This window comes from Halorientalis sp. IM1011 (assembly GCF_001989615.1).
In the GTDB taxonomy this organism is placed as follows: Archaea; Halobacteriota; Halobacteria; order Halobacteriales; family Haloarculaceae; genus Halorientalis.
Genome location: NZ_CP019067.1, coordinates 1,028,795 through 1,050,405, shown reverse-complemented (window position 1 = coordinate 1,050,405; position 21,611 = coordinate 1,028,795). Strand labels below are relative to the sequence as shown.

Genomic DNA, 21,611 nt, shown 5'->3' with positions numbered 1-21,611 from the left:
CGGACGGGTACGGGTTTCGGCGAGAACGGTGCGGGACGGTTTCCGGAGCAACCGGCGGCCACGTGCCGGACGGGGAGGCCGTCCCGGCTACTCGACGGAGCGGTCGACCTCCTCGGCCTGTCGGAGGGTTTTCAGGTCGGTGACCGTCGAGCGGATCGTCATCCGGGACACGTCCGCGAGGTCGGCTGCCCGGGTCTGAGTCACCTCGACACCGTGGTCGTAGGCCGCCTTGTAGAGACAGGCGGCCGCGACGCCGCTCGGGTTCTTCCCGCCCATGCGGCCGGTCTCGACGAGCAAGACGGCGTACTCCCGCGCCCGACTCTCGACGTCGGCTTCCACTCCGAGTTCGGAGGCGTACCGGGGGAGGTAGTCGGTCGGATCGATCGGGCCCACCGGGAGGCCGAGTTCGCGGTTCAGGGCGTCGTAGGCGGCCTTGAGTTCGTTCCGATCGGCGCGGGCGTCGTCGACGATCTCGTCCATCGTCCGGGCGATCGAGTTGGTTCGGCAGGTCGCGTACACGCCCGCCGCCGCGAACCCTTCCAGCGACCGGCCACAGAGCAGATCCTCGGACTGGGCCGACTCGAACAGCGAACAGGCCTGCTCGCGGATCGTCGTCGGCAACCCCAGTACCGACACGATCCGCCGGATTTCGGTGAAGGCGTACAGCCGGTTGCGTTCCCGTTTCGAGGAGAGCCGCGCCCGGTTGTGCTGGCGGCGCATCCGGACGAGCTGGCGCTGTCGCCGGCCCGAGACCTCCGATCCAGTCCCGTAACCGATCTCGGTCGACAGCCCCTTGTCGTGACGGGCCCGCGTCAGCGGCGCACCCGTTCGCCGTTCGTCACCCTCCCCGTCGAGCGAGCGCCACTCCGGCCCCCGATCGATCGCGTCCTCGTCGACCACCAGTCCGCAGTCGCCACAGACCGTTTCCGTCCCTGTCCGTCGTACCGTTCCTCCACACTCGGTGCAGGCAACACCGTCGTTTACACCACCCATTTGTGATCCACCGAATCGCGACATTCTCGTTTCCGTACATTTGAAGTATAAACGTTACTACTTGTTCTGATAGAATAATATTAACCTCGTTTTAATATATAGCGTATGTCCGGGACCGCAGGCGTAGTTAAGGCGGCTGTTGTGGCCTGTCTCTGCCTAATATAGCCGTCTCCATCCGGCCGGGGTGTATCCGTGATCGGGGTCGCCAGCCCAGCGACTCCATCTCCACACCGTGTCAGATATCGGGAACGCCTGGCCTGCCATCCTGATTGACGACCGGTGGACGTTATCCCGGTGATTTATTTCAACTCGCTATCCAGAATGAAGTATCATGACCGATCGACGACAGTGGAGCCGCCGCCGATGGCTCGCCGCCGCCGGCAGTACCGCCGCAGTCGGCCTCGCCGGCTGTTCCAGCGACGACGGCACTGGAGGCACCGACGACGGAAGCACACCCGGCGGGAACAGTGGCAACGGCGACACGTCCAATCCCGACGGCGGAACGAGCGACCAGTCCTTCGAGGGACCGGTGACTGCCGAGGGTGCGTGGCCAGTCACGCATTACGACGCCGCCAACACACGCTCGACGACTGCCAGCGGTCCACCCGTCGCCGTGCAGGAGCGGTGGTCACAGGAGATTTCCGGCGAGTGGGCCGACGCGCCCCTCGTGGTCGGTGAATCAGTGTACGTTGCGACCGACGAGGGGCGCTGCTACGCCCACGACTTGCTCTCGGGCGAACAACGGTGGGTACACGATCTGAGTCCCGAAACCATCTTCAGTCTCGCAGCGAGCGAAGAGAGGATCTACATCGGCTGGGGTGGCGGGATAACCGCGATCAAACCCGACAACACCGTCAGCTGGGACCAGTCGCTTGGGGAATACGTCCTCGATCTGCTCGTCTCTGACGGAACCGTCTACGCACGGGGCCAGGAGCGACTGTTCGCCCGCGATGTCGAGACCGGCGATGAAGTCTGGACGACGACCGTTCCGGACGGACTCAGTAATCTGGCGGTCGCTGACGGGTCGGTGTTCATGAAGGACCGTGAGCAGTTCAAGGCCTACGATGCCGAAACCGGTGATCGGCAATGGGCCGTCGAACACGCCGGAGCGCTCGGTGACGCTGGCGTCTCCATCGCAGACGGTACCGCCTACTTCATGGCCGACGGCAACATCGAGGCCCGCTCGACCGAGGACGGCTCGCTCGAATGGCGATGGAGCGACGGCACCGCCGAGGAGACCGTCCCGACGGTCGCCGACGGCGTCGTCTACGCCCAGTCACTGGGCCAGAGTGGTCCATATCGGATCGACGCCGAGACAGGCGACAACCTCGGGACGATCGAGGTCGATGGCTACACCGGCCATCCGGTCGTCGCCAGCGGCACCGTCTACTTCTCGATGTTCCCGGACCTCGACGCCGATACACGGTTGTACGCGGTCGACGCCGACTCACTCGACGTTCGCTGGCAAACGACGATGACAGGCGGAACTGGAAGCACACCCATCGTGCTCGACGATCTGCTCGTCTACCCCCGCGGTGCCGGGCTGGCCGTGCTCGACCCAGCCTGAGTGACTGCCCGTCGGCCACACGGCGTCCTGGATGACAGGGGTAGCCGGCGGCGGCCACTCACCACCGGGGCCTCACTCGTCGACGTATTTCTCCCCGACGCCTGCGCCGTAGGTCTGTTCGACGATCTTGCCCGTCTCGGTGTCCAGCCGAAACTCCATCTTCATCCCCATCCGCGGTTCGATCCACAGGCCGAACTTCTCCTCGCCCGCTTCCAGATGCCAGTCCGCCTCCGTTTCCCGCTCCCAGAGTTTCGTCCCGTCCGGCTCGAACCCGTACATCATCGAGTCCGACGTCCGGAAGATGATCTTCCCGTCGTACCACTCGGGTGGCCCCACCTCCGCCGGGGCGAACGAGACGGTCCGATCCGCGAACTGGAACTCCGTTTCGGGCCAGTCCGCGAGTCGCTCGCCAGTCTCGGGATCGATCTCGTAGAAGTGGCCGGTCTTCGATCGCAGGATCACACGTGAACCGAGCAGATACGACCGTCGGTAGTACTGTTCGGTATCCGGATCACGCAGTGACTCGACCGTCCAGGCGTGCGTGCAGTCCGGGGTGATCGCCACGACGTTTCGGTCCTCTGGGACCTCGATGTCCGGATCGGTAATCTCGTTCGACTCCGGATAGACGAGGACGAGGAGCCTATCATCGAACGTCTCCAGCAGTTTACACCGTCGTGGGAGCCGTATAGAGTGTTCGTCCCCGCTGATCTCACCCTCGTTTTCGACCGCCAGCTCCCGCCCTCCTACTGTCACGGTCCACATACTCGAAAGTAACAGCACGCCGCCTTTGGCCTTCCGTTGTATCGGACCCCGAGGTCGGACCGAGAGACCTCAGCCACAGGGGCTTTCCGAAGCGAGGTTGTCACCCTGATCTGCGGCCTCGAACGTGTCTTCCAGTGCCTCGGGGTCGTCGGCGAACGCTTCGATCTTCCCGAGTGGAACCCACTGGTCCGAGTCGATTTCGGCCAGATTCTCCCGAATCTCGAACTGTTTGATCCCACCGTCGAGCCGCGGTTCCCCATCAGGGTTGATCTCACGGACTCGCTCGTTGATCAGAGGCTCGTACAGACGGGCGTCGAAGCCACCGAGCGTACTGACGCGGAGTTCGTACTCTTCAGTCGACGGCACGACGAACTTCGCCAGGCAGTCGTACCGTCCCCAGCCGTATCTGTCTGGGTCGTAGGTATCGATATCGACCGTCCTGTTGTCCCAGAGCCCGAAGCTGTTGATGATTCCGTGTTCGTCTTTCCCGGCGACGGCGTGGTATCTCGCGACCCAGCTACCACTGGCACCGTAGTCTGAGTCATTGTCGTAGACTCGGTAGAACGCATCCGCATTTTCGGTCTCGAAGTCGAACGCGATCCCGGGCTCTTCGTGGGCAGGAACCGCGTAGAAGCCGTCGTCGTCACTACTCGCGCTCCACGGGGCAGTGTGATCGTCGTTGGCCTCGTAGGCCGTCATGAACTCTTGGATGTCGTGCTTTTCGTCGAGTGGTCCACCCTGATCGTCGACGACGTAGCTGAGCGTCTCGATGACGTGGTCGAGCCGGATCGTCTCGGTTTCGATCACGTCTTCCCAACTCTCGTGGACCTGATCGTCGCCACTCCCGAGGAATTCCGCGTACTGTGTTTTGTACGGGTCCAGTCGGAGTCGGCAGTACGTTCGCCAGACCTTCTCGTCGATATCTCCTGCATCGTCGTACCGGTTCTCGGGCTGGTCGTTCAGTTCCTCGTACAGATCCTCGGCGTCACAGCCTGCCTCTTCACCCTCGTAGTCGATGTCACCGTCGGAGTTGAACTCGACCGCTCCGGCCGTCATACTGACGCCGTCGCTGTCGTACTCGAACTCCGCGTCGCTATCGCCCGGCAGCCACCCGCTATCGAGGGTTATCGACCCGCCTCTGGTGCAATCATCGCCCTGATGCGCCTTGCTCGGCCGGAAGCCTGGGCCAGTGTAGTCCCACGACTTCGAGCATTTCTCCTTGACGACGCCGCTCGCTCTGATCCGGTCGCCGACGCCCATATTCCCTTTGCCGGGCATGACCGTCCCACCGGGCACGGGAATGATCACCATCGTGTTACTCTCGAAGGTGATCGGATCGACCGTCCCGGCCCTGCGGTTGCGTCCGGCGATCTCGACCGTGATCGGTTGCGCTTGGCGTACGTACGTCGTCCCGCCAGTGTTGGACGGATCACCCTTGTTCGCACTCACTGCGAACCGTGCGTACTCACCCTGCACGTTGACCTGCCAGGCGTCCACCGACAGGTACCAGAACGTCGGCCACGGGATGATCGGCAGCCCGGGATACGCGATGAGGTCGTGGTTCCGGACCGCCATCGACGAGTGCATCGTGTCCATCGGTTCCGTCACGTTCGCGTACCCGGGCCGCACCGCCGGCACCGTCGCCCGCGTCAGCGGCGACTTCGTGAGGTAGGTCGGCGACCCGTGCACCGAGTACGTGATATCCTCGGTTAGCGGCGTCTCTTCGACAGTTCCACGATTGGCCATCGACAGTGACGTATCACCGCTGAGCGCTTCCTGTGCGAAGCCGAGGCCCTTGTTGAGAACATCGATCCCCCCGGAGAGCCCGTCCATCGCACCGCCGAGTGCGTCGGTGATCTCGTTGTCGGCCTTGTTTCGGGCCTCGTTCCGGGTGCTGTTGATCTCGTCGATCCAGTGGCGCATCCGGTTGACGTAGATCCGTCGTGCCTCGATTTTCGCCTTCCGCCGTGCGCTTGTGTAATCGTTCGTCGGCGTCCGGTCGTGATGGACCAGCGCCCGCTGGTCGATGTTACCCTTGAGTTGCTCGAAGGGGCCTTTCCCCGTCGCCATGCCGAGCCGTGAGAAACTCGCGTTACTGACCTCCGATTTGACGACGCTCCGGAAGTTCTCGATGTCGCTCTCGATCGACCCTTCGAGACCGCTGGGCGCACCGAGGTCGTGTGTCTTCTGTGAGCCATCGAGGCTGACCGCGCCGACCACTTCGTCCTCGACCTCCGATGCCGAGGTACTGGAACCGAGATCGGTCCCGGCGGCACCGCCCACGTCACCTTCGAGCGAACTCTCTCCGTCGTCCGCGATGTGGGCCGAGACAGCCTTGTCCAGCGCCGCTTTGAAGTTACTCTCTGAACCGTAATCGTCGTTGACGCCATTGCGGAGCACACCTGTCCCCGTGCTGTGTTTCCCGTCGATCTCGACGTCGAAGCTGACCGATCCCGAGGACGTGTCGGACCCGGACCCGGAGAACGGTGCATTGCTGTCGTTTTTCTCGTCGTGAGAGCTACAGGAGAAGTCGACCGACGTCTCGACCGTCACGTCGGCGTCGACATCGAACCGAACGATCGGCTTCGTACTGCCGTCGGCGTCGGTGTCCCAGACGTCGTTCCGCGTGGCACTGACGCTGTCGACGCCGTCGATCGAGTAGTCGGTACTGTCGGCGCTACAACCGCTGAGGTCGTCGTCGGTCGGACTGCTCACGCTCGGGATGGAGATACTCGAACTCTCGTCGGTCGTCTCCGCCCACGATTTGACCTCGTAGGTGCGGTCGATCGCGGTCTCGATACGCCCGTCCCCCATGTCCTCGGGCAACTCTTCCTCGATGTCGGGCATCTTGTCTTTGCCCTGCACCTCGTCGATGATGTCGGGTTTTGCCAGCCATCTGTCACCGCTCATCCCACCGCCGGTCATGTCCTCGTAGGCCGCTTCTGCGAAACGGTCGATCGCGATTTCGTGTTCGGTAGAAACGCCTGTTGATGGCCCGAATAGGGCGTTAATCCGGCGGTCGACGAACTCCCCTGGCGTCGGAATTTCGGGGAGGTTCCCGTTGGCGTCACCGAACATCGCCTTGGCACCCTGACAGAACGTGCTGGCCGAGAGTGGTCCGGAAATACCGGACACACTGCCCGAGATTTTGTCGGATGCTCGACCCCCACCCAGATCCTCGACGACCTTCGCACCCATACAGGCCCATTGGCCTTTCATCGTCCGGGCAGCGTAGGGATCGGTCGCATCGAAGGTCCGCTTTTGAATGCCGAAGATGGCGTCGTTGGCCAGCACTTCCGAGTGTTTGTTCTTGTTGATCCGCTCGAACACGTCAGCCCCCGTGGATCCACTGGGAGAGGGGGGCAATGGCGAACCAAACACCCGCTCGTAGTACGCCTTCGCGTAGGCCATCGGATACAGGCGTGCAGCGAATTTCCTCCCAAACCCGTCCATCAGGCTATTAGCCTCGAAGAAACCGCGATTCAGCCGATTCTCGTACTCGGTGACCTTCTCGTCCAGCGCGAACGTCGTCGAACTCACCGTCACGGAGATCGTCCGGGTGTCGGTGGCGACCGCCGAGCCGTTCTCGCGGACGGCCACGTCGATCCCGCTGATCTCGGCGGTGACCTTCCCGGCGTCTAGCGACCCGGACTCGTGGCCCACAGTCAGGTCGACCCGGTCGATGGCGTCCTCGATGCTCGACTCGGTGTACTCCACCGGCGGCAGGGAGAGGTCGGTCCGCATCCCCGTATCCACCCGCTGGCCGGAGGTCCGGAGCGCCTCTGCCGTTTCGAGGTACACCCGCAACTTCACGTACTCCTCGAACGTGTCACCGCCGCTGTCGTCGATGGCGTTCCCGACCGGCGTGTCCGCGGTCGTCGTCAGCGGTTCGGCCGCCGCGTCCTTCATGGCCGTCCTGACGGCGTCTTTGATCGCCGTCTGGGAGGTCGAGACCGCCCGATCCATCGCCAGCGACGGGTCGGTGTCGGGCTGGGGCTCCGGGCGGGTCTGGAGCGTCCCGACGACGGCGACGCTGCTGATCAGCACGACGACGCCGATCAGCGCGAACGGAATCCGTGCTCTGTCGTCCTCTGCGATCGAAACGGTGTGATCTCTGCGTGTCATCTTACCACGTCTTGACGATGATCTCTACCTCGCCGGTCGCCACGTCCGCGCCGAGTTCGTCGGCGGTCGCGTCGTCGTCGTATTTCTCGTCCATGTCCGCGGCGATAATCTGCGTGAGCTGGTCGGTGAGCTGTGCGTTGGCCGCGCGGGCGTCCGCCCCGTTCCGGCTGATGACCGTCGCCTCGCCGAAGTAGACGCCCTGCGCGTTCTCGAAGGAGAAGTCGTCGGTCGCGGCGTCCGAGGCCTCGATGGCCGTCGCCATCCGCTGGTACCGGTACTTCCCCAGCGCCCGGTGGAACCCCTGCCGTTCGAGCAGGAGTTGCATCTCCGTCGGCGGGTACAGCCCCCGGACGACCGCGGCGGCGATCGGTCCCGCCGCCCCCTCGAAGCCGTTCAGTCGATAGCCGCGTTCCACGGCCCCGGAGCCGACCGACGGCACGTCGCTCGTGACCCGGAGGACGGCCGTGTTGACCGACGTGTCACGTGGCGGTCGGTCGCCGGCCGAGGCGATTCCCTCGATGGCGGACTCGGGATACGGCCGCCAGACGGCCTCGACGTAGACGCTCTGGTTCGCCCCGAGGAACGTGTTCAGGACCTTCGCCTCCACGGCGGGCTCGAAGTTCTGGCCTTCCTTCGTCAACCGAGTGCCGTCGACCTCGACGTTGGCCACCGCCGCTTCCGCGAGCAAGCCCGACGCCGAGCCCTGGCTGACCCGTCTGAACGACTCGTCGGCGAAGTCCGTCGCGACGTTTTCGTCGTCCCACTCGTCCTGGGACGTGACCGGTTCGATGGAGTACTCGACCGACATCGTGGTCGCCGCCAGCGTCTCGGCGGTCTGGTCGGCCGCCACCGCGTCCGGCGTCGTCGCCCCGCTCTCCTCGTTCAGCGACGTGGCGATCAACACGACGCTGGCGCTGATCAAGAGCAAGGCCAGCGACACGTCCATCACCGTGCTGATCGCGCGCTCGCGACTGTCGGATCGAGGCTCCGACACGGCGATCACCACCCCACCGGGCCACCGGCAGCGACGCAGTTCGATTCCGGAGAGAGAACGCACTCGAGAGACGTCGATCCGAACATGCCCGCTTTGCTCCGGTTATGTTATTTAAACTTTGACTGCCGTGCGGGCGGTTCAGCTCCAGACTGACACCGTGAGCTGTCCCCCAACGACCTCGCCGGGCGACTCGCGGACGGGTACGGGCCGACTCGCGTTGTCCGCGACGTCGGGCACGCCGTCCGGTGGAGTGTCGCCGGCCGGCGAACTGTCGGACTCGAAGTAGTGGTGGTCCACCACCTCGGTCCGGCCGTCGTCGCCGACCCGCGTCACCGCGACGTAGACGTTGTACCCCTCCGGAAGGTCGGTCGCGTCGCCACTCGTTCCGACCAGCCTGTTCTCGATCCGTGTCGACCCGTCGAACACGCCGTTGGTCTGGATCTCGTTCCAGACACGGTCCTGGGTCGCGCTCTCGACGTGTCGGTCGCTGTTGCCGGGCAACACGTCCGAGAGGTAGCCGCCGTACAGCGCCAGTCCCAGCGCCATGACAGAGACGGCCACCAGCGCCGCGAGCGGCTCGGTCTGGCCCCGGTCACCCGTCGACGAGCGTAACACTGACACCCCTCCAGTTGACCTTCCGCACGCGAAGTTGTCCGTTGGCGGTCCACCAGTCCGGCTCGTCGTTTCTGGCTTCGTCGTTCATCTCGGATTTCGCATGCTCGATGTCGTCCTGAAACGCGTCTCTGGGACCCGGCGAGGCTCCCGAGTACACCTTGGTCGGCGGGGCCCCGTGGAGCACCTCGGTCAGTTTCCCGTCGTCGTCGTGGCGGACGAAGACCATCTGACCGAACGAGATGCTCTCCTCGGCACTGCCGCCGTCCTCGCTTTCCATCCGGATCCGCTTCGTGCCGACCCAGAGCCGATCCGCGTCGTGGTCGTAGCTCGCGCTCGCGTTCTGGGTGCTCGCCGCCACCCGGTCGACGGTGTTGGCCGCCGCGTTCGCGTCCGGCGGCACCGCCGACGGGAGCCCCAGCGCCACGCCGGCCATGGCCACGCTGACCAGCGACACGCCGAGAAACACGTACCAGGCGTCCGCCGGTGCCTCGAAGTCCATACCCCCCTTGGCCCCGTGATCGTACTTAAACCGAAGCGATGGTCAGATGGTTGTCATACTGCCCCTACATGATCGAGCCGACGATCGAGAGCGTGAAGAGATAGATCGGGATGGCGGCCACCAGCGACTGGCCGATCCGGTAGCCGACGAGCGAGCGGTCCAGTCCGTGCCGGAGGCCGATCGAGAGCGCCGTCAGGATGAAACACAGCGTGACGACGTAGATCCCGACGACGATCCCGAGCGGTTCGACCGGCATCGGCTCCACGTCGGCGGCCGCTGCGCCCTCGCCGACCATCCCGGCTGCCAGCCCGACCGTCGCGCCGCCGACCATGGGCGCGAAGAAGGAGGCCGTGTGTTCGAGCGTCCCCGTCACCGTCGCCAGCGAGCGCTTGGTCTCCGCCTCGACCTCCTGGAGTTCTTCGAGGTGGTCGGCCATCGAGACGATCGCACGGCCGGCGGGCTGGCCCTCGTCGGCAGCGATCGAGAGGAGGGAGGCGGTTCCCTCGGCGCGCGGACTCGGGATGTCTTCGAGCGCGCCGTAGTCGCCGAGGAAGGCCTCGTGGACGCTCGTTCGCAGGCGGCGCTGGATGCCAGCGGCGTCTTCGAACACCTCGCCGGTCTCCTCGGGGACGCGGTCGCCGGCGTGGGCGACGGCCGACTCGACGGCCTCGTCCTCGTCGACCTGCCGGCCCACGAGGTAGAGCGCGTCGACGAGGTGCTCCTCCACGTCCCGGACGTAGTCCCGCACGTCCTTGATCGGCCGGTAGGCCGCGAGCAGGAAGGCTCCGAGTCCGAGACCGAACCCGACGATCGGTGCGAGGTAGCTCACCGGTTCGAGGACGGACGCGACGGGCGCGAGCGGCGGGAGTCGGCCCACTAACGCGCCGAATTCGAGCAGGCCGAACGCGAACCCACCGACGAGGAGGCCGATCAGGAGCGGCTTGGTCACCCGGTCGGGGACGTCCGGGTGGGCGCGGGTGACCGCCGGCGGCGGGAAGGCGACGGGCCGCCGGGTGAGCAGCCAGGCGCTGGCCGCCAGCAGGAGCAGCGGCAGGGTGAGGTTGTAGAGGATCACGAACACCCAGATCGAGACGGGATAGCCCGCGAGCGTCGCCGCCGGGATGAGCGCGACGAGCGCCATCGGGAGCATCACGCCGAAGGCGTACAGCGCGGTCGTCGGCCCCTGGATCGCCGATGTGAACTCCGCCATCTGGTTGCGCGTGCCGTCCAGAATCGCGCTGAGCGCCCGATCCAGCGTCCGGCCGCGTTCGCCCTCCGGCGCGTCCTGGGCGGTCACGAGCAGGGCCGCCGACCGCCGGATCGCCGGGAACTCCTCGGCCCACTCGTCGGCGAAGGAGGTCAGCCCCGTTCGCGGCGTCCCGATGGAGCGGTCGATGTGGGCCGAGAGGCTCTCGGCCAGCGGTCCCCGTCCCGTCTCGGCGGCGAACCGGACGGCGTTCTCGGTAGCCGGCTGAATCTGCATCCGCAACACTACCCGGCCGATCAGGTTCGGCGTGTCACCGAGCGCCCGTGTTCGCCGGAAATCCGCGAGCACGTGCGGCGCGGAGTGGACCCCGTGGATGATCCCGAGGGGGAACAGCACCATCAGAACGCCCACCGCCAGCAGCGGGAGCGGCGACAGGAGCAGCGGCACGAGCAGGAACACGGACAGGATTCCCGCGCCGAAGCCCGCGCGGACCACCGTCTCCGGCTGATACTCGGACTGGAGAAAGGAGAGCGAATCCGCGAGTTCGTCGCTCGTCTCCACCTCGTAGGGGTAGAGGCTCGCCAGTCCGTGGACGATGGTCGAGAGTTCGACGATGGGGTCCCGTGACCGCTGGGCGCGCCGTCGCCGTCGGCGTTCGCGCCGGGAGGCGGCACCGGCGGCGTCGGCGGCCGCGGCGTCCTCGTCCGTGATCAGGCGCCGTACCCGTCGGCCGATGCCGTCCGCCCCGCCCTCCTCGGCGTCGCTCGCCGTCGGTGAGCTCATGCGTCCTCACGGCCCGCGTAGGCCGCCGCCACCTCCCGGGGGCTGGTCCGCCCGTCCTCGGCCAGGTCCGCCAGCAACTGACGCCGCCGGTCGATGGCCGCCCTGATGTCGGCGTAGTCCTCGCCCGGCCCGGTGAGGCGGTCGACGAAGCGGCTCTCGCCGCGGTCGATCCGGCCCGTCGACTGGGCCTGCTCCCCCTCGATCTCGTACAGCGGCTCGAACCAGATCTCCTCCCCGCTGACCATCACCTCCTCGATGCGGGCCAGTCGGCGTTTCCGGCCCTCGGGTGTCCTGTAGGCCTGGACCGTCACCACCAGGTCGGTCGCGCCGAACGAGGAGGATGGCACCCCCAGGTCCGAGACGACCCGCTCGTACACCTCGTCGGCCCCGTCACCGTGGATCGTCCCCAGCACCGCGTTGGCGTTGGCACCGACCCGCATCGCCTCGTAGAGGACCTGCGCCTCTTCGCCGCGGATCTCCCCGACGACCAGCGCCCCGTCGCCGAGCCGCAACGCCGTCCGCAGGGCCTCCGTGGCGGTGATCTCCGGCCCATCGCCGGTTCCGGTCCGCAGCGCCTGCACGTCACGGTCGACCGACTGGAGCGGATCGACCGGCAACTCCGGCGTGTCCTCGATGACCACGGTTCTGGTATCCGGCGTCAACTCGTACAGCAGGGTCCCGAGCAGCGTTGTCTTCCCGGCCCCGCGGGTCCCGGCGATCAGCGCCGCGGCGTTGCGCTCGATGGCGACCGAGAGGAAGGCCGCCACCTCGGCGGACATGGTGTCGTTGGCCACGAGCGACGGGAGTGTGAACTGATCGTCGGCCTGCTCGCGGAAGGCGAAGGCGACGCCCTCGGCGACCGGGTCGGTGATCCCGGCGATCCGCAGATCGATCCCGTTGTCCAGCCCCGCGGTCGCGTCGACGGTCGGACTCGCCCGGGAGAACGCCCGGCCGCTGGTCCGCCGGATGCGGGAGGCCAGCGCCTCCGCCCCGCTCTCGGTCATGTGGACGTTGGTCGTCATCGACTGGCCGTCGACGACGACCCGGAGCGGATTGGCCGACACCGGCGAGGTGACGTACACGTCGGTCACGCGGTCGTCGGCGAACAGGTCTTCGAGGATGCCGTAGCCGCTCGTGTGTTTCGCCAGGATCGCGGTCAGGAGGGGATCGACCTGCCCGTCGGTGACGTGCTCGATCGCCCGCGAAGCCGCCCGGTCGCCGTCGACGCGGCCCTCGGCGATGGCCTCGTAGGCGTCCAGCAGGATCTCCCGTTCCGCCGGCGAGAGGGTGAGATCGACCGGATCGAGCGCGTACAGCGGCACGCTGTCGGCCCGCCGGTAGATCCGCGCCTCGCTCCCCGTCGACAGCGACGTGACCCCTTCGAGGCGGGCGTCCTCGCCGACCGACCGGTCGACGTAGTAGTCGGCGATCCGAAGCCCCACGTCCGGAGCCAGCGCGTCGTAGTCCGGAATCGCCGCCGCGGCGTCGAGCAACCCCGACTCGACGCCCACGTCCGCGACGGGGCCGACCCGTGTCTCCAGTTCCGCGGCCACGTCGAGCGGGTCGCTCGCGGCGGCGTCGGCCAGTCGCTCGTCGCGGTCGCCCAGCAGGTCGACGAACCGCCCGGCCGCCGACAGCAGGTCGACGGTGGCGTCGTCGTAGCGGTACTCCCGGCCGTTCGATTCGACGACGATCCCCCCGGCGTCCCGGTCGACGAGTTCCTCGACGACCGCCCGCCGGCAGACGGTCGACGCCGAGAGGTCGCCGTCACAGCCCGTCGCGTCGACCGCCAGCAGTCGGTCGTCGAACGCCATCCGGCAGGAACACGTCTGGTCCGGCTCGTCGGACCCCAGCCCGAACAGCCCACCGAGCCCCGCGTCGGCCAGGAGCGACTCGATGGAGAAACCGGATGCGTTCTGTGACATACCGGGAGTGGCTGCGTGATCCGGTTTAAAATTAGGCACCGGCACCCCCAGCAGTCCGTTCCTCACCGGCGCTTCAGAAAGACCGTCGGCGCACCCGTCTCGTTGCGTTCGTAGGTCAGGACGAACTCCTTCTCGCCCGTCCCGCCGAGTCGGACGTCGTTGCCCGCGGCGTTGACCACCGGCGCGTCGACGACGACCTGCTCGCCGGGTCGCCCCTCGACCCTGTAGTGGACGACACTCATGTTCGTCCGGACACGCTCGATCTCGACGTCCGTGACGGCCTGCGAGAGCAGCCCGTCGTCGGGGAACCGGAGCGTGATCGACCGCCGAGCGCCCGGCTCCCCCTCCGGCGGGAGCTCCTCGTTCTCGACGAGCGAGACCGCCGCCCGCTCGATCTCGGCGACCTGATTGGCCATCTGCTGATCGCTCCGCTTGCCGGCCGTGTCCTCGACGGCCGGCATCGCGAGTCCCAGGATGGCGACCGTCAACAGGACGGTCAGCACGTATCGGATCACGAGAACGTCGAGCGCAGCGAGGCGAGCAACCCGCCCGAGTCGTCGTCAGCGTCAGCAACCGCGTCGGACTGCTGGTCACCCGTGTCGGAAGACTCGTCCGGCCCCCCAGCAGCGTCCGACAGACTGCGCTCGACGCTCTCCTGGTCGGCCGACGCGACCGACTCCGAATCGGCCGCCCTGCCCTTCGATTGGGAGTTCCCTGACTCTATCCTGTCTGTGGTGCCGTTCGAGCCACCGGGCCGTCTGTCGGCGTCGTCGCTCCCGATCACGTCGTCGACCGTCCGCTCGACCTCGTGGGGATCCTCGAACAGGCCCCCGTTACTTCCCGCCGGGTCGTCGGCCGCGGGATGTGGGTCGCCACTCCGGGGTGCATCGACCGCCGCCCCCACGGCCGCGTCGTCGCCAACACCGTGTTCCGCCGGCCCCGTCGCACCGTCGCTGCCAGCGGCCGCCCGCGTCTCCGCGTCGAGTTCGTCGACGCGGCGCTCCAGCCTGTCGACGGCCGCGATGGCGGCGTCGGCCCGCCGCTCGACGTCGTCGTTGACGGCCTCGATGTTCGAGACGTACCCCTCGACCGCCTGGGCCGACCCCTCCAGATCCGCGACCCGGCGTTCGAGCTCTTCGAGCCGCGACTCGATCCGCTCGACGTCCTCGGCCAGCGCGGCCACGTCGGCGAGTTCGTCCAGCTCGAAATCGCCGTCGACGACCGTCCGCTCGACGGCGGCGAGCCGCTGTTCGATCCGCTCGATGTCGGTCATGCCCCGTTTGGTCGCCCCTTCGTACTTAAACCTAGAACGGCCGACCGTGGTGGCCGGCCGCGCTCCTCCGACCGTCAGTCGTCGCCCGCCGCGTCCTCACTCGACCCGCCGACCTCCACGTCGCTGGCGCTGGGACTGTCCCCGCCGTGGGGGGTGTCCCGCCGCCGGATCCGGGCAGCGTGGATCGTCTCCGTCGCGTCGTCGACGATGACGACCTCGCCGGTTTCGGTGGGCATCCGGTCCTCGTCGGCGAGCGAGGTGTTCATGTACGTCGGCTGGGCCGCCTGCAGGGCCTCCAGGTCCGCCTCGGAGGTCAGCCGGTGGGAGACCAGCACGTCCGACTGGGAGATGCCGACCTCCGGCACCGCACTCGGCCGCTGGGTCGCCATGACGAGACTGACACCGGGCGCACGCCCACGCGTGAGGATCGTCTCCAGTGACGACTGGGCGACCCCCTGGAAGAAGGTGTGTGCCTCGTCGATCAGCAGCCACGGCAGGCGGTCGATTGCCTCGGTCTCGCGGGCCCGATACAGCGCCTCGCCGATGCCCCGGGCCACGGCGTTCATCGGGTCGGTGTCCATCCCCGCGACGTCGATCACCGTGATCTCGGGCCCCGCCAGATCGGCGGCCGTCAGCCCGTCGGCGTCGAACACGCCCCATTCGTCGGCCATGTCGACGTGGTTGCTCGCCGCCCGCTTGTCCACGTCCGGCGCGTCCGTGGCCTCGATGTGGGCGTACATTCCGTCGAGCGTGTCGGCCTCGCCTGCGGCCTGCCAGACGAGCCCACCCGCCCCGCTCTCGGGCGGCAGTCCCAGCAACGCACACCACGACCGCGGATCCAGCGCGGAGGGCGCGACTGCGGGCTCGTCGATCACTTCGGCGGGCACCGGCTCCGCGTCGCCCCGCGTCGGCTCGGCGAGCGTGGTGAACACGTCCATCGGGTCGACGATCACCGGCGCGACGCCGTGGGCCCGCGCCAGCGACTCCGCGACGACGCCCAGCGTGTAGGACTTCCCGTACCCGCGCTTGCCGACGACCAGCATGGCGTGGGGGTTGTCCAGATCGAGATACAGCGGTGCCCCCTCGCTCCCGTCGAGTGCCCGATAGGCACCCAGCCGGCCCGACGGCCCAGCGTCGAGGTCCTGCCCGCGCCCGATGACGAACTCCTGGCCTGTCACACTCCGATCTGGCCCGGCCTTCGTATTTCAACCTTGGCTCCAAGGTTTAAGGCAGAAGACGCGTCCAAGCGGGGTGTGACTCGAAAGCAATCGTTCCGCGGGGACGAGCGGGCGATCGAGGGGCTCCCGATCCGCCTCGTGATCGCGCTCGTCGTGGGTGTGGCCAGTCTCGCGATCATGATGAACCTGCTCGGCGGGATCGGAACCGTCGGCGAGACGGAAGTGGACATCGAGACGACCGGTGACGGGATCGAATCGATGACCGACAGCAGTGGCAACGACAAAGACGCCACCTTCACGATTCAGGTTGTCGACAACGAGGGGAAAGCCATCGACGGCGAGTCGACAGTCATCATCAGCGGCAAGAACGTCGAACTGGTGAGTGGCACGATCACGGAAACGGTCGAGGGTGAGACCGACATCACCATCGAACACGATCAGATCGACTTCCGATCCGACCAGGTCAAAGGCACGCTCGAAGTGACCGTCGAACCGCCGGGAGACGGCAACTACAAGGACGACCAGCCGGCCGAACTGACGGTCACCAAGTAACGACCGAGGACGACAATGGCAGCACCGTCACTGCCGGTCGAAGTGCTGCTGGGGATCTCCTTCGGCGTCCTGATCGGGATCGTCGTCTCGTTCGCCGTCGGGGCCTTCAGCTTCACGATCAGCTACTACTGGGAGCAGGAACTCTCCCAGATCGCCGTCGTCCTGCTCATCCTGCCGCTCGTGGCGGTCGACGCGCTGTACGTCGGGATCATCGGTGCCGGCGTCCAGCAGATCCCGCGGTTGTTGATCGGCCTGCTGGTGATCGTCATGCTCGCGCTGTACGCTAACAGTCAGGGCCAGAAGATCGCGGGCGAACTGCCCCGCGAGACGAGTCAGCCGACCGAGCGGAAACGGACGCTGTCGGCCGAGGCCGTCGACTCGGTGGACGGTCTCGGGCAGGTGACGATCCGGACTGCGGGCGAGATCCGGGGGATCGACGGCTATCCGTCGCTGTCGCCCGACGTTCACAGTGCGCTGGCCGAGGGGGCCTGGCGACTCCCGGCCGACCTCCCGCTCCCGGAACTGGAGCGGCGACTCGAAGACCAGTTGCGGACGGATCACGGTCTCGGCGAGGTGTCGGTCTCCATCGACGGGCGCGGGCGGGCGACGATTACCGCCGCGCCGCCGACCGCGGGCGTCGCCAGCCGGGTTCCCGAGGGCTGGCGGGCCGTCACCGTCGCGGCGCTGCTGCCGACCGGACTCTCGCCGGACGACGAGGTGAGCGTCCGGACCGACGAGGGATCGGTCGAGGGCACCGTTCTCGGTATCGACCGGACGGTCGGCGGTGATTCGAAGGGGTTGGTTCCCGATGGCGGGGCGACGGCCGGCGGCGACGGGCGCGTCACGGTGGCCGTCCCGGCGTCGGGGGCCGGGACGCTGCTCGACGCCGACGGGGGCCGTGTGGTCGTCCACCCGCGCGGACGCCGCCACGACTTCGAGGCGTTCTCGCTGCTCGACGACGCCGACCGGACGATCCGGAAGCTGACGCTGACGCCGGCGGTCAGGAAGGCGCTTGCCGACGGAGCGATCGACCCGCTCGCGGTCCGCGACGCTGCCGCCGAGACAGACGGAACGGATGGCGACGGAGACGACTCCAAGGAGACGCCGGACGCCGATCCCGCCGCGGCCGGCGCGCGGCAGGGCTGGACGTTCGGGCCGGAGCAGTCTGCGCTGGAGCGGGCCGACGAGGCGTTCGTCGTGGGCGAGACGGCCGTTCTGCACCGGCTGGACGAGCGAGCGGAGGGCGAGCGATGATCGACGTGGTACTATTGCAGTCGCTGGCCGGGGACTGGACCAAGCGGTCGCTGGTGCACATCCTCGGATTCGGCCTGTACGCCGGCGTCGTCGCGACGGGTGTGGCCTTCGTCTATCGGAAGTACACGACCTATCCGCTGCCCATCGGCGCGAGCGTCGTCGTCGGCACCGTGTTCCCGGCGATCTGGCTGAACCTCGTGGGCCTCCTTCGCGACGTGATCGTCGAGCCCACGCCACTGTTGCACTACGGCACCGGCGCGTACCTGCTCGGAGCCTTCTTCGTCAGCGCCGTCGCGTCGGCCGGGGGCCGCTGGATCGGCGACCACCTCGCCTGCGAGGTGTTCGGAATCACCAGACTGGACGCCCACGGCGAACTCGCTCGACTGGTCCGGTCGGCCGGTCTCGTCATCGCCGTCGAGTTGCCCGAGACCGTCGCCGACGCCGAGGGGTACCCGCCGGTCGACGAGGAGAGCAAGCGGGAACTGGCGGGCCGGCGGATGCTGTTCCCGCGTCGGCTGTCGGTCGCGGAACTGGAGTCGCGGCTGGTCACCCGGATCGAGCGGGACTTCCCGGTCGACCACGTCTCTGTCTCGGTCACCGACGAGGGCGAGGTGACCTACCTCGCGGTCGGGCGTCGGCCGGCGGGCATCGGCCCGTCGCTCCCGCCCGAGACCGTCGCGGTCGCGGTGCGGGGGGACCCGCCGGCCGACGCCAACACGGGCGATCCCGTCGAGGTGTGGACGGCGGTGGACGGCGCTGGCGAGGAAGCCCAGCTGGTCGCCACGGGGACCTTCCGGGCGAGTGTCGGCGACGTGACCACCCTGCAGGTGGCCGCCGCCGACGCCGACGAACTGGACGCGGGCGCACGGTACCGACTGGTGACACAGCCCGCTGACCCGAACGACGTGAACGAACTCGTCTCGGTCGTCCGGGCGGCCGACGAGACGGTGACCTCGGTGACCGTCGCAGACGGCGGTCCGCTCGACGGCGAGTTCGCCGGCTGGCTCCCCGCCGACGTGCTGGTCGTCGACCGCGACGGCGAGACGACGCCGTTCCCAGACGACCGCGACCCGCTCCGGGCCGGCGACACCGTCTACGTCCTCGGGACCCCCGGCCAGCTCCGGGACCTCGCCGAATACGAGCGCGATCGTGATCGAGAGCGGTCGGCCGCGGCCCAGACATCGGTGGCTGCCGATGACGAGGTGGCCGAGGCATCGGCCAGTGACGACTGACTCGAGTCCCAATTCTTTTCGGACGGTGTTGAACTTTATACGCGAACGCGCGGCCAACAGTGGTATGCACGAGGAGTGGATCGACGACACGGACGTGCGACGGCGGGACGGGGTGACGTTCGTGAGCGCGACCGTGACGAACGACCGGTCGACGCCCCAGGTCGTCCGACTCCGGAGTCGCATCGACGGGCCGACCTGGTCACCCGGGCTGGGCGACCGGCCGGCCCCGGAGTGGTCGGGCGACGTGTGGGAAGCGACGGTCGGGCCGGGACGGCGACGCGGGATCGGGTTCGCCAGCCCCGGCGAACCGGTCGACGAGCCACTCGAAGTCGTCTCGGTCACCCGCGCCGAGGACGACCGGGCCGAGACCGAGGAGGTCCTCGCCGACCTGGACGCGTGGTCGCCGCCGAGCGACCTGCTGGCAGAGGACCCATGATCGTCGCCGTCACCGGCGGGAAAGGCGGCGTCGGCAAGTCGACGGTCTCGCTGAACCTCGGGCGGGAACTCGACGCCGTCGTCGTCGACGGGGACCTCGCGACCGCCGACCTCCCACGCGGGACGGGCCCCGACCTCCACGACGTGCTCGCGGGCCGGACCGACCCCGTCGACGCCGTCGCGGAGTTCGGGTCTGTGAAGGTCCTCCCCTGTGGCCGGACGCTGGAGGGCGCCCGCGCCGCTCGTCTCGACGGCATCGTCGAAACCGTCGGGGCCGTCGAACGCCAGTACGGGACGGTCGTGATCGACTGTCCGGCCGGACTGGCCCGCGACGTGGGGATGCAACTCCACAGCGCCGACGTGTCCGTGGTCGTGACGACGCCGAAGAAGCCGGCCCTGCTGAACGCCTACCGGACGCGGGAGCTGTCGCTCAACGTCGAGACGCCACTGGCCAGCGTCGCGCTCAATATGATCCGGGACTCCCCAAGCACGAATGGCGACGACGGGTTCTCCATCGGCGACTATACGCTCGGCGCGGGCGACGGGCGGAGCGACGACGGACGCGATGGGGACGGGACGGAAGCCGTCGCCGACCGGATCGAGGCGGCGTTCGGCGCGCCGACGACGGTCGTCCCCGAACAGCGTGCAGTCGCCGAGGCACAGGCCGATTGGGTGCCGGTTCGGGATCACGCCCCCGACGCCGCCGCGGTCGACAGCTTCGAGCGACTGGCTCGACGGATCGAGATCTGTGGGAGCCGGGCCGGAACGCGGGTCGACGCCTGACTACTCGCTGCGACCCAGCGTCGCCTCGGTCGTAAGGTCGATCCCGATGGGGTCGGTCGGGAGTCCGTCCCGGCGCGATTTGCTGACGCGGAGTTCGTGTCTCAGTCCGCCATCCCCCACCTCGGACTCCAGGTCGACGACCACGTCGGCGAACTGCGCCGTGGCCGAGCGGTTCGCCGGCGCGGAGTCGAGACAGTGCAGGACGGCGATACTGTCCGTGACACGGGTGTGTTCGACCAGTGTGTTCAGGAAGCTCACGTAGTCGCTCCGATCGCCCCGTTCCAGGGCGTCGACGGGGTCGACGATCAGGTTCGCCCCCTCGGGGAGGTTGCCGATCAGCTCTTCGGCTTTGACCAGGGGGTTCCCGGCGTCGAGGTGCCGGACTGTCGGACTGCCGGCGCTGGCCATCGACTCCTCGATGGCGTACCGGACGGTGTCCTCGCTCCGCTCGGTCGAGAGGTAGAGCGTGCCGCGCTCGGTCGTCAACTCGTGGAGCAACAGCTCCGACTGGCTCTCGGGTGCGGCGGTCAGGGCGACGACGGTCCCGGGCTGGAACCCGCCGCCGAAGGCCCGATCGAGGGCGTCGATGCCGGTCGGGAGGCGGTTCTCGGCGTCGGGCGCGGTCGCGACCGGTTCCGGGTCGGTCGCCGCGTCGAGGAGGTGGGCGGCCGCGCGGTCGAAGGCCGTCCGGGCGTCCTCGGCCGCGAGCGGAGGCTCACGCTCGGGGACGGCCCCCAGCACCGGCACGTCGAAGTCGGATTTCACGTCGGCGGGAACCGAGTCACACTGGTTCAACAGCAGGCCTTCGACGGGCACCTCCAGCCGGCGGGCGATGTCGACGGTGGTCTCGGCGGCGGTGAGGCTCCGCTCGGTGGGCGTGGAGACGACGACGACGCCGTCGGCCGCCGACAGCGGTTCGACGATGTCCGGGCCGGCCCCGGAGGGACAGTCGACGAACACCGCTGTCGAGTCCTGTTCGATGGTTCCGAGGGCGGTCCCCAGGTCAACCGTGTCGGAGGGCTTCGGTGCCGGGAGGACGCCGACGCTCGGCGAGCCCGCGGTCTGCTGTGCCAGGGCGGTCACGTCGGTCCCCTCGTCCAGAGCTGCGGCGGTCGGTTCCCGGTCCACGTCGGCGGTGACGTGGAGATTGGGGAGCTGTCGGTCGGCGTCGACGGCGAGCGCCGGCGTGCCGGCCCGGGCGAAGGCCTGGGCCAGCCCCAGCGTCGCCGTCGTCTTGCCGCATCCACCCTTCGCGCCAGCGATGGCGATCATACCCCCTGTGGTCGCGTCTTCCCTCTTGAATGTACACACGCCGGTGGCTCGACTGGAGTGACCGAAGCGCTTCATCCGACGGCGACGACGTGGTGTGACCCGTGGCGACGGGACCCTCGAACTGTAGGGACTCGAACTATGCCCAGCTGTCGCATACCTCCG

The 21,611-nt window shown here is 67.8% G+C and carries 18 protein-coding genes; 6 read left to right on the top strand and 12 right to left on the bottom strand.

All coding sequences use genetic code 11. The annotated features are described in order from the left end of the window. Positions 1 to 87 precede the first annotated feature (87 nt). Positions 88 to 993, bottom strand: coding sequence for a transcription initiation factor IIB family protein (locus tag BV210_RS05350; protein ID WP_077205637.1), 906 nt, complete (start codon positions 991 to 993; stop codon positions 88 to 90). 331 nt (positions 994 to 1,324) lie between these two features. Here BV210_RS05350 and BV210_RS05345 point away from each other — a divergent pair, with 331 nt between their 5' ends. Next, positions 1,325 to 2,560 carry a PQQ-binding-like beta-propeller repeat protein gene (locus BV210_RS05345; protein ID WP_077205636.1) on the top strand — a complete coding sequence of 412 codons (1,236 nt, stop codon included), beginning with the start codon at positions 1,325 to 1,327 and terminating at the stop codon, positions 2,558 to 2,560. 72 nt (positions 2,561 to 2,632) lie between these two features. On the opposite strand, the gene BV210_RS05340 is transcribed toward BV210_RS05345, so the two are convergent. The 10 genes from BV210_RS05340 to BV210_RS05295 form a co-directional block, all read right to left on the bottom strand. Then, the gene (locus BV210_RS05340; protein ID WP_157525856.1) at positions 2,633 to 3,313 is read right to left on the bottom strand and encodes a hypothetical protein; all 681 of its coding nucleotides are present in this window, start codon (positions 3,311 to 3,313) and stop codon (positions 2,633 to 2,635) included. Between the two features lie 78 nt (positions 3,314 to 3,391). After that, entirely contained in the window at positions 3,392 to 7,447 is a 4,056-nt protein-coding gene (locus tag BV210_RS05335) for a hypothetical protein (protein ID WP_077205634.1), read from the bottom strand. A 1-nt stretch (position 7,448) separates the two neighbouring features. Then, complete coding sequence (locus tag BV210_RS05330; protein WP_157525854.1) at positions 7,449 to 8,450, bottom strand: hypothetical protein; 1,002 nt, start codon at positions 8,448 to 8,450, stop codon at positions 7,449 to 7,451. 129 nt (positions 8,451 to 8,579) lie between these two features. Next, positions 8,580 to 9,056: a hypothetical protein gene (locus tag BV210_RS05325; RefSeq protein WP_077205632.1), complete on the bottom strand. Its 477-nt coding sequence runs from the start codon at positions 9,054 to 9,056 to the stop codon at positions 8,580 to 8,582. After that, positions 9,034 to 9,555 (bottom strand): hypothetical protein, encoded by a 522-nt coding sequence (locus BV210_RS05320; RefSeq protein ID WP_077205631.1) that lies wholly within the window; start codon positions 9,553 to 9,555, stop codon positions 9,034 to 9,036. Before BV210_RS05320 ends, BV210_RS05325 begins: the two co-directional genes overlap by 23 nt. Before the next feature lie 64 nt (positions 9,556 to 9,619). After that, positions 9,620 to 11,545, bottom strand: coding sequence for a secretion system protein (locus BV210_RS05315; protein WP_253741606.1), 1,926 nt, complete (start codon positions 11,543 to 11,545; stop codon positions 9,620 to 9,622). After that, on the bottom strand, positions 11,542 to 13,470 hold the full coding sequence (locus BV210_RS05310; protein WP_077205630.1) for a type II/IV secretion system ATPase subunit: 1,929 nt from the start codon (positions 13,468 to 13,470) through the stop codon (positions 11,542 to 11,544). The genes BV210_RS05315 and BV210_RS05310 overlap by 4 nt, the downstream gene beginning before the upstream one ends. A gap of 62 nt (positions 13,471 to 13,532) precedes the next feature. After that, positions 13,533 to 13,985 (bottom strand): hypothetical protein, encoded by a 453-nt coding sequence (locus BV210_RS05305; protein ID WP_077205629.1) that lies wholly within the window; start codon positions 13,983 to 13,985, stop codon positions 13,533 to 13,535. Next, complete coding sequence (locus BV210_RS05300) at positions 13,982 to 14,743, bottom strand: hypothetical protein (protein WP_077205628.1); 762 nt, start codon at positions 14,741 to 14,743, stop codon at positions 13,982 to 13,984. The genes BV210_RS05305 and BV210_RS05300 overlap by 4 nt, the downstream gene beginning before the upstream one ends. A 74-nt stretch (positions 14,744 to 14,817) precedes the next feature. Further along, complete coding sequence (locus BV210_RS05295) at positions 14,818 to 15,921, bottom strand: ATP-binding protein (protein WP_077205627.1); 1,104 nt, start codon at positions 15,919 to 15,921, stop codon at positions 14,818 to 14,820. A 75-nt stretch (positions 15,922 to 15,996) separates the two neighbouring features. On the opposite strand from BV210_RS05295, the gene BV210_RS05290 reads away from it, so the two are divergent. The 5 genes from BV210_RS05290 to BV210_RS05270 all read left to right on the top strand — a co-directional run bounded on the left by BV210_RS05290 (position 15,997) and on the right by BV210_RS05270 (position 20,177). Continuing rightward, on the top strand, positions 15,997 to 16,473 hold the full coding sequence (locus tag BV210_RS05290) for a hypothetical protein (RefSeq protein ID WP_084802570.1): 477 nt from the start codon (positions 15,997 to 15,999) through the stop codon (positions 16,471 to 16,473). Positions 16,474 to 16,488: 15 nt separating this feature from the next. Next, a complete protein-coding gene (locus tag BV210_RS05285) occupies positions 16,489 to 17,727 on the top strand; it encodes a hypothetical protein (protein ID WP_077205625.1) in 1,239 nt (412 codons plus the stop codon). Continuing rightward, the gene (locus BV210_RS05280; protein ID WP_077205624.1) at positions 17,724 to 18,959 is read left to right on the top strand and encodes a TrkA C-terminal domain-containing protein; all 1,236 of its coding nucleotides are present in this window, start codon (positions 17,724 to 17,726) and stop codon (positions 18,957 to 18,959) included. Before BV210_RS05285 ends, BV210_RS05280 begins: the two co-directional genes overlap by 4 nt. 64 nt (positions 18,960 to 19,023) lie before the next feature. Next, positions 19,024 to 19,395 (top strand): hypothetical protein, encoded by a 372-nt coding sequence (locus tag BV210_RS05275; RefSeq protein WP_077205623.1) that lies wholly within the window; start codon positions 19,024 to 19,026, stop codon positions 19,393 to 19,395. Next, the gene (locus BV210_RS05270) at positions 19,392 to 20,177 is read left to right on the top strand and encodes a P-loop NTPase (protein ID WP_077205622.1); all 786 of its coding nucleotides are present in this window, start codon (positions 19,392 to 19,394) and stop codon (positions 20,175 to 20,177) included. Before BV210_RS05275 ends, BV210_RS05270 begins: the two co-directional genes overlap by 4 nt. Here the strand turns inward: BV210_RS05270 and BV210_RS05265 are convergent, their stop codons facing one another. Then, on the bottom strand, positions 20,178 to 21,449 hold the full coding sequence (locus BV210_RS05265; RefSeq protein WP_077205621.1) for an AAA family ATPase: 1,272 nt from the start codon (positions 21,447 to 21,449) through the stop codon (positions 20,178 to 20,180). Positions 21,450 to 21,611: the final 162 nt, after the last annotated feature.

Excerpts from the sequence above, each read along its gene's own strand:
- BV210_RS05350 (WP_077205637.1), bottom strand. The coding sequence starts at position 993 with ATGGGTGGTGTAAACGACGGTGTTGCCTGCACCGAGTGTGGAGGAACG.
- BV210_RS05345 (WP_077205636.1), top strand. The coding sequence starts at position 1,325 with ATGACCGATCGACGACAGTGGAGCCGCCGCCGATGGCTCGCCGCCGCC.
- BV210_RS05335 (WP_077205634.1), bottom strand. The coding sequence starts at position 7,447 with ATGACACGCAGAGATCACACCGTTTCGATCGCAGAGGACGACAGAGCA.
- BV210_RS05320 (WP_077205631.1), bottom strand. The coding sequence starts at position 9,555 with ATGGACTTCGAGGCACCGGCGGACGCCTGGTACGTGTTTCTCGGCGTG.
- BV210_RS05315 (WP_253741606.1), bottom strand. The coding sequence starts at position 11,545 with ATGAGCTCACCGACGGCGAGCGACGCCGAGGAGGGCGGGGCGGACGGC.
- BV210_RS05310 (WP_077205630.1), bottom strand. The coding sequence starts at position 13,470 with ATGTCACAGAACGCATCCGGTTTCTCCATCGAGTCGCTCCTGGCCGAC.
- BV210_RS05300 (WP_077205628.1), bottom strand. The coding sequence starts at position 14,743 with ATGACCGACATCGAGCGGATCGAACAGCGGCTCGCCGCCGTCGAGCGG.
- BV210_RS05285 (WP_077205625.1), top strand. The coding sequence starts at position 16,489 with ATGGCAGCACCGTCACTGCCGGTCGAAGTGCTGCTGGGGATCTCCTTC.
- BV210_RS05280 (WP_077205624.1), top strand. The coding sequence starts at position 17,724 with ATGATCGACGTGGTACTATTGCAGTCGCTGGCCGGGGACTGGACCAAG.
- BV210_RS05275 (WP_077205623.1), top strand. The coding sequence starts at position 19,024 with ATGCACGAGGAGTGGATCGACGACACGGACGTGCGACGGCGGGACGGG.
- BV210_RS05270 (WP_077205622.1), top strand. The coding sequence starts at position 19,392 with ATGATCGTCGCCGTCACCGGCGGGAAAGGCGGCGTCGGCAAGTCGACG.
- BV210_RS05265 (WP_077205621.1), bottom strand. The coding sequence starts at position 21,449 with ATGATCGCCATCGCTGGCGCGAAGGGTGGATGCGGCAAGACGACGGCG.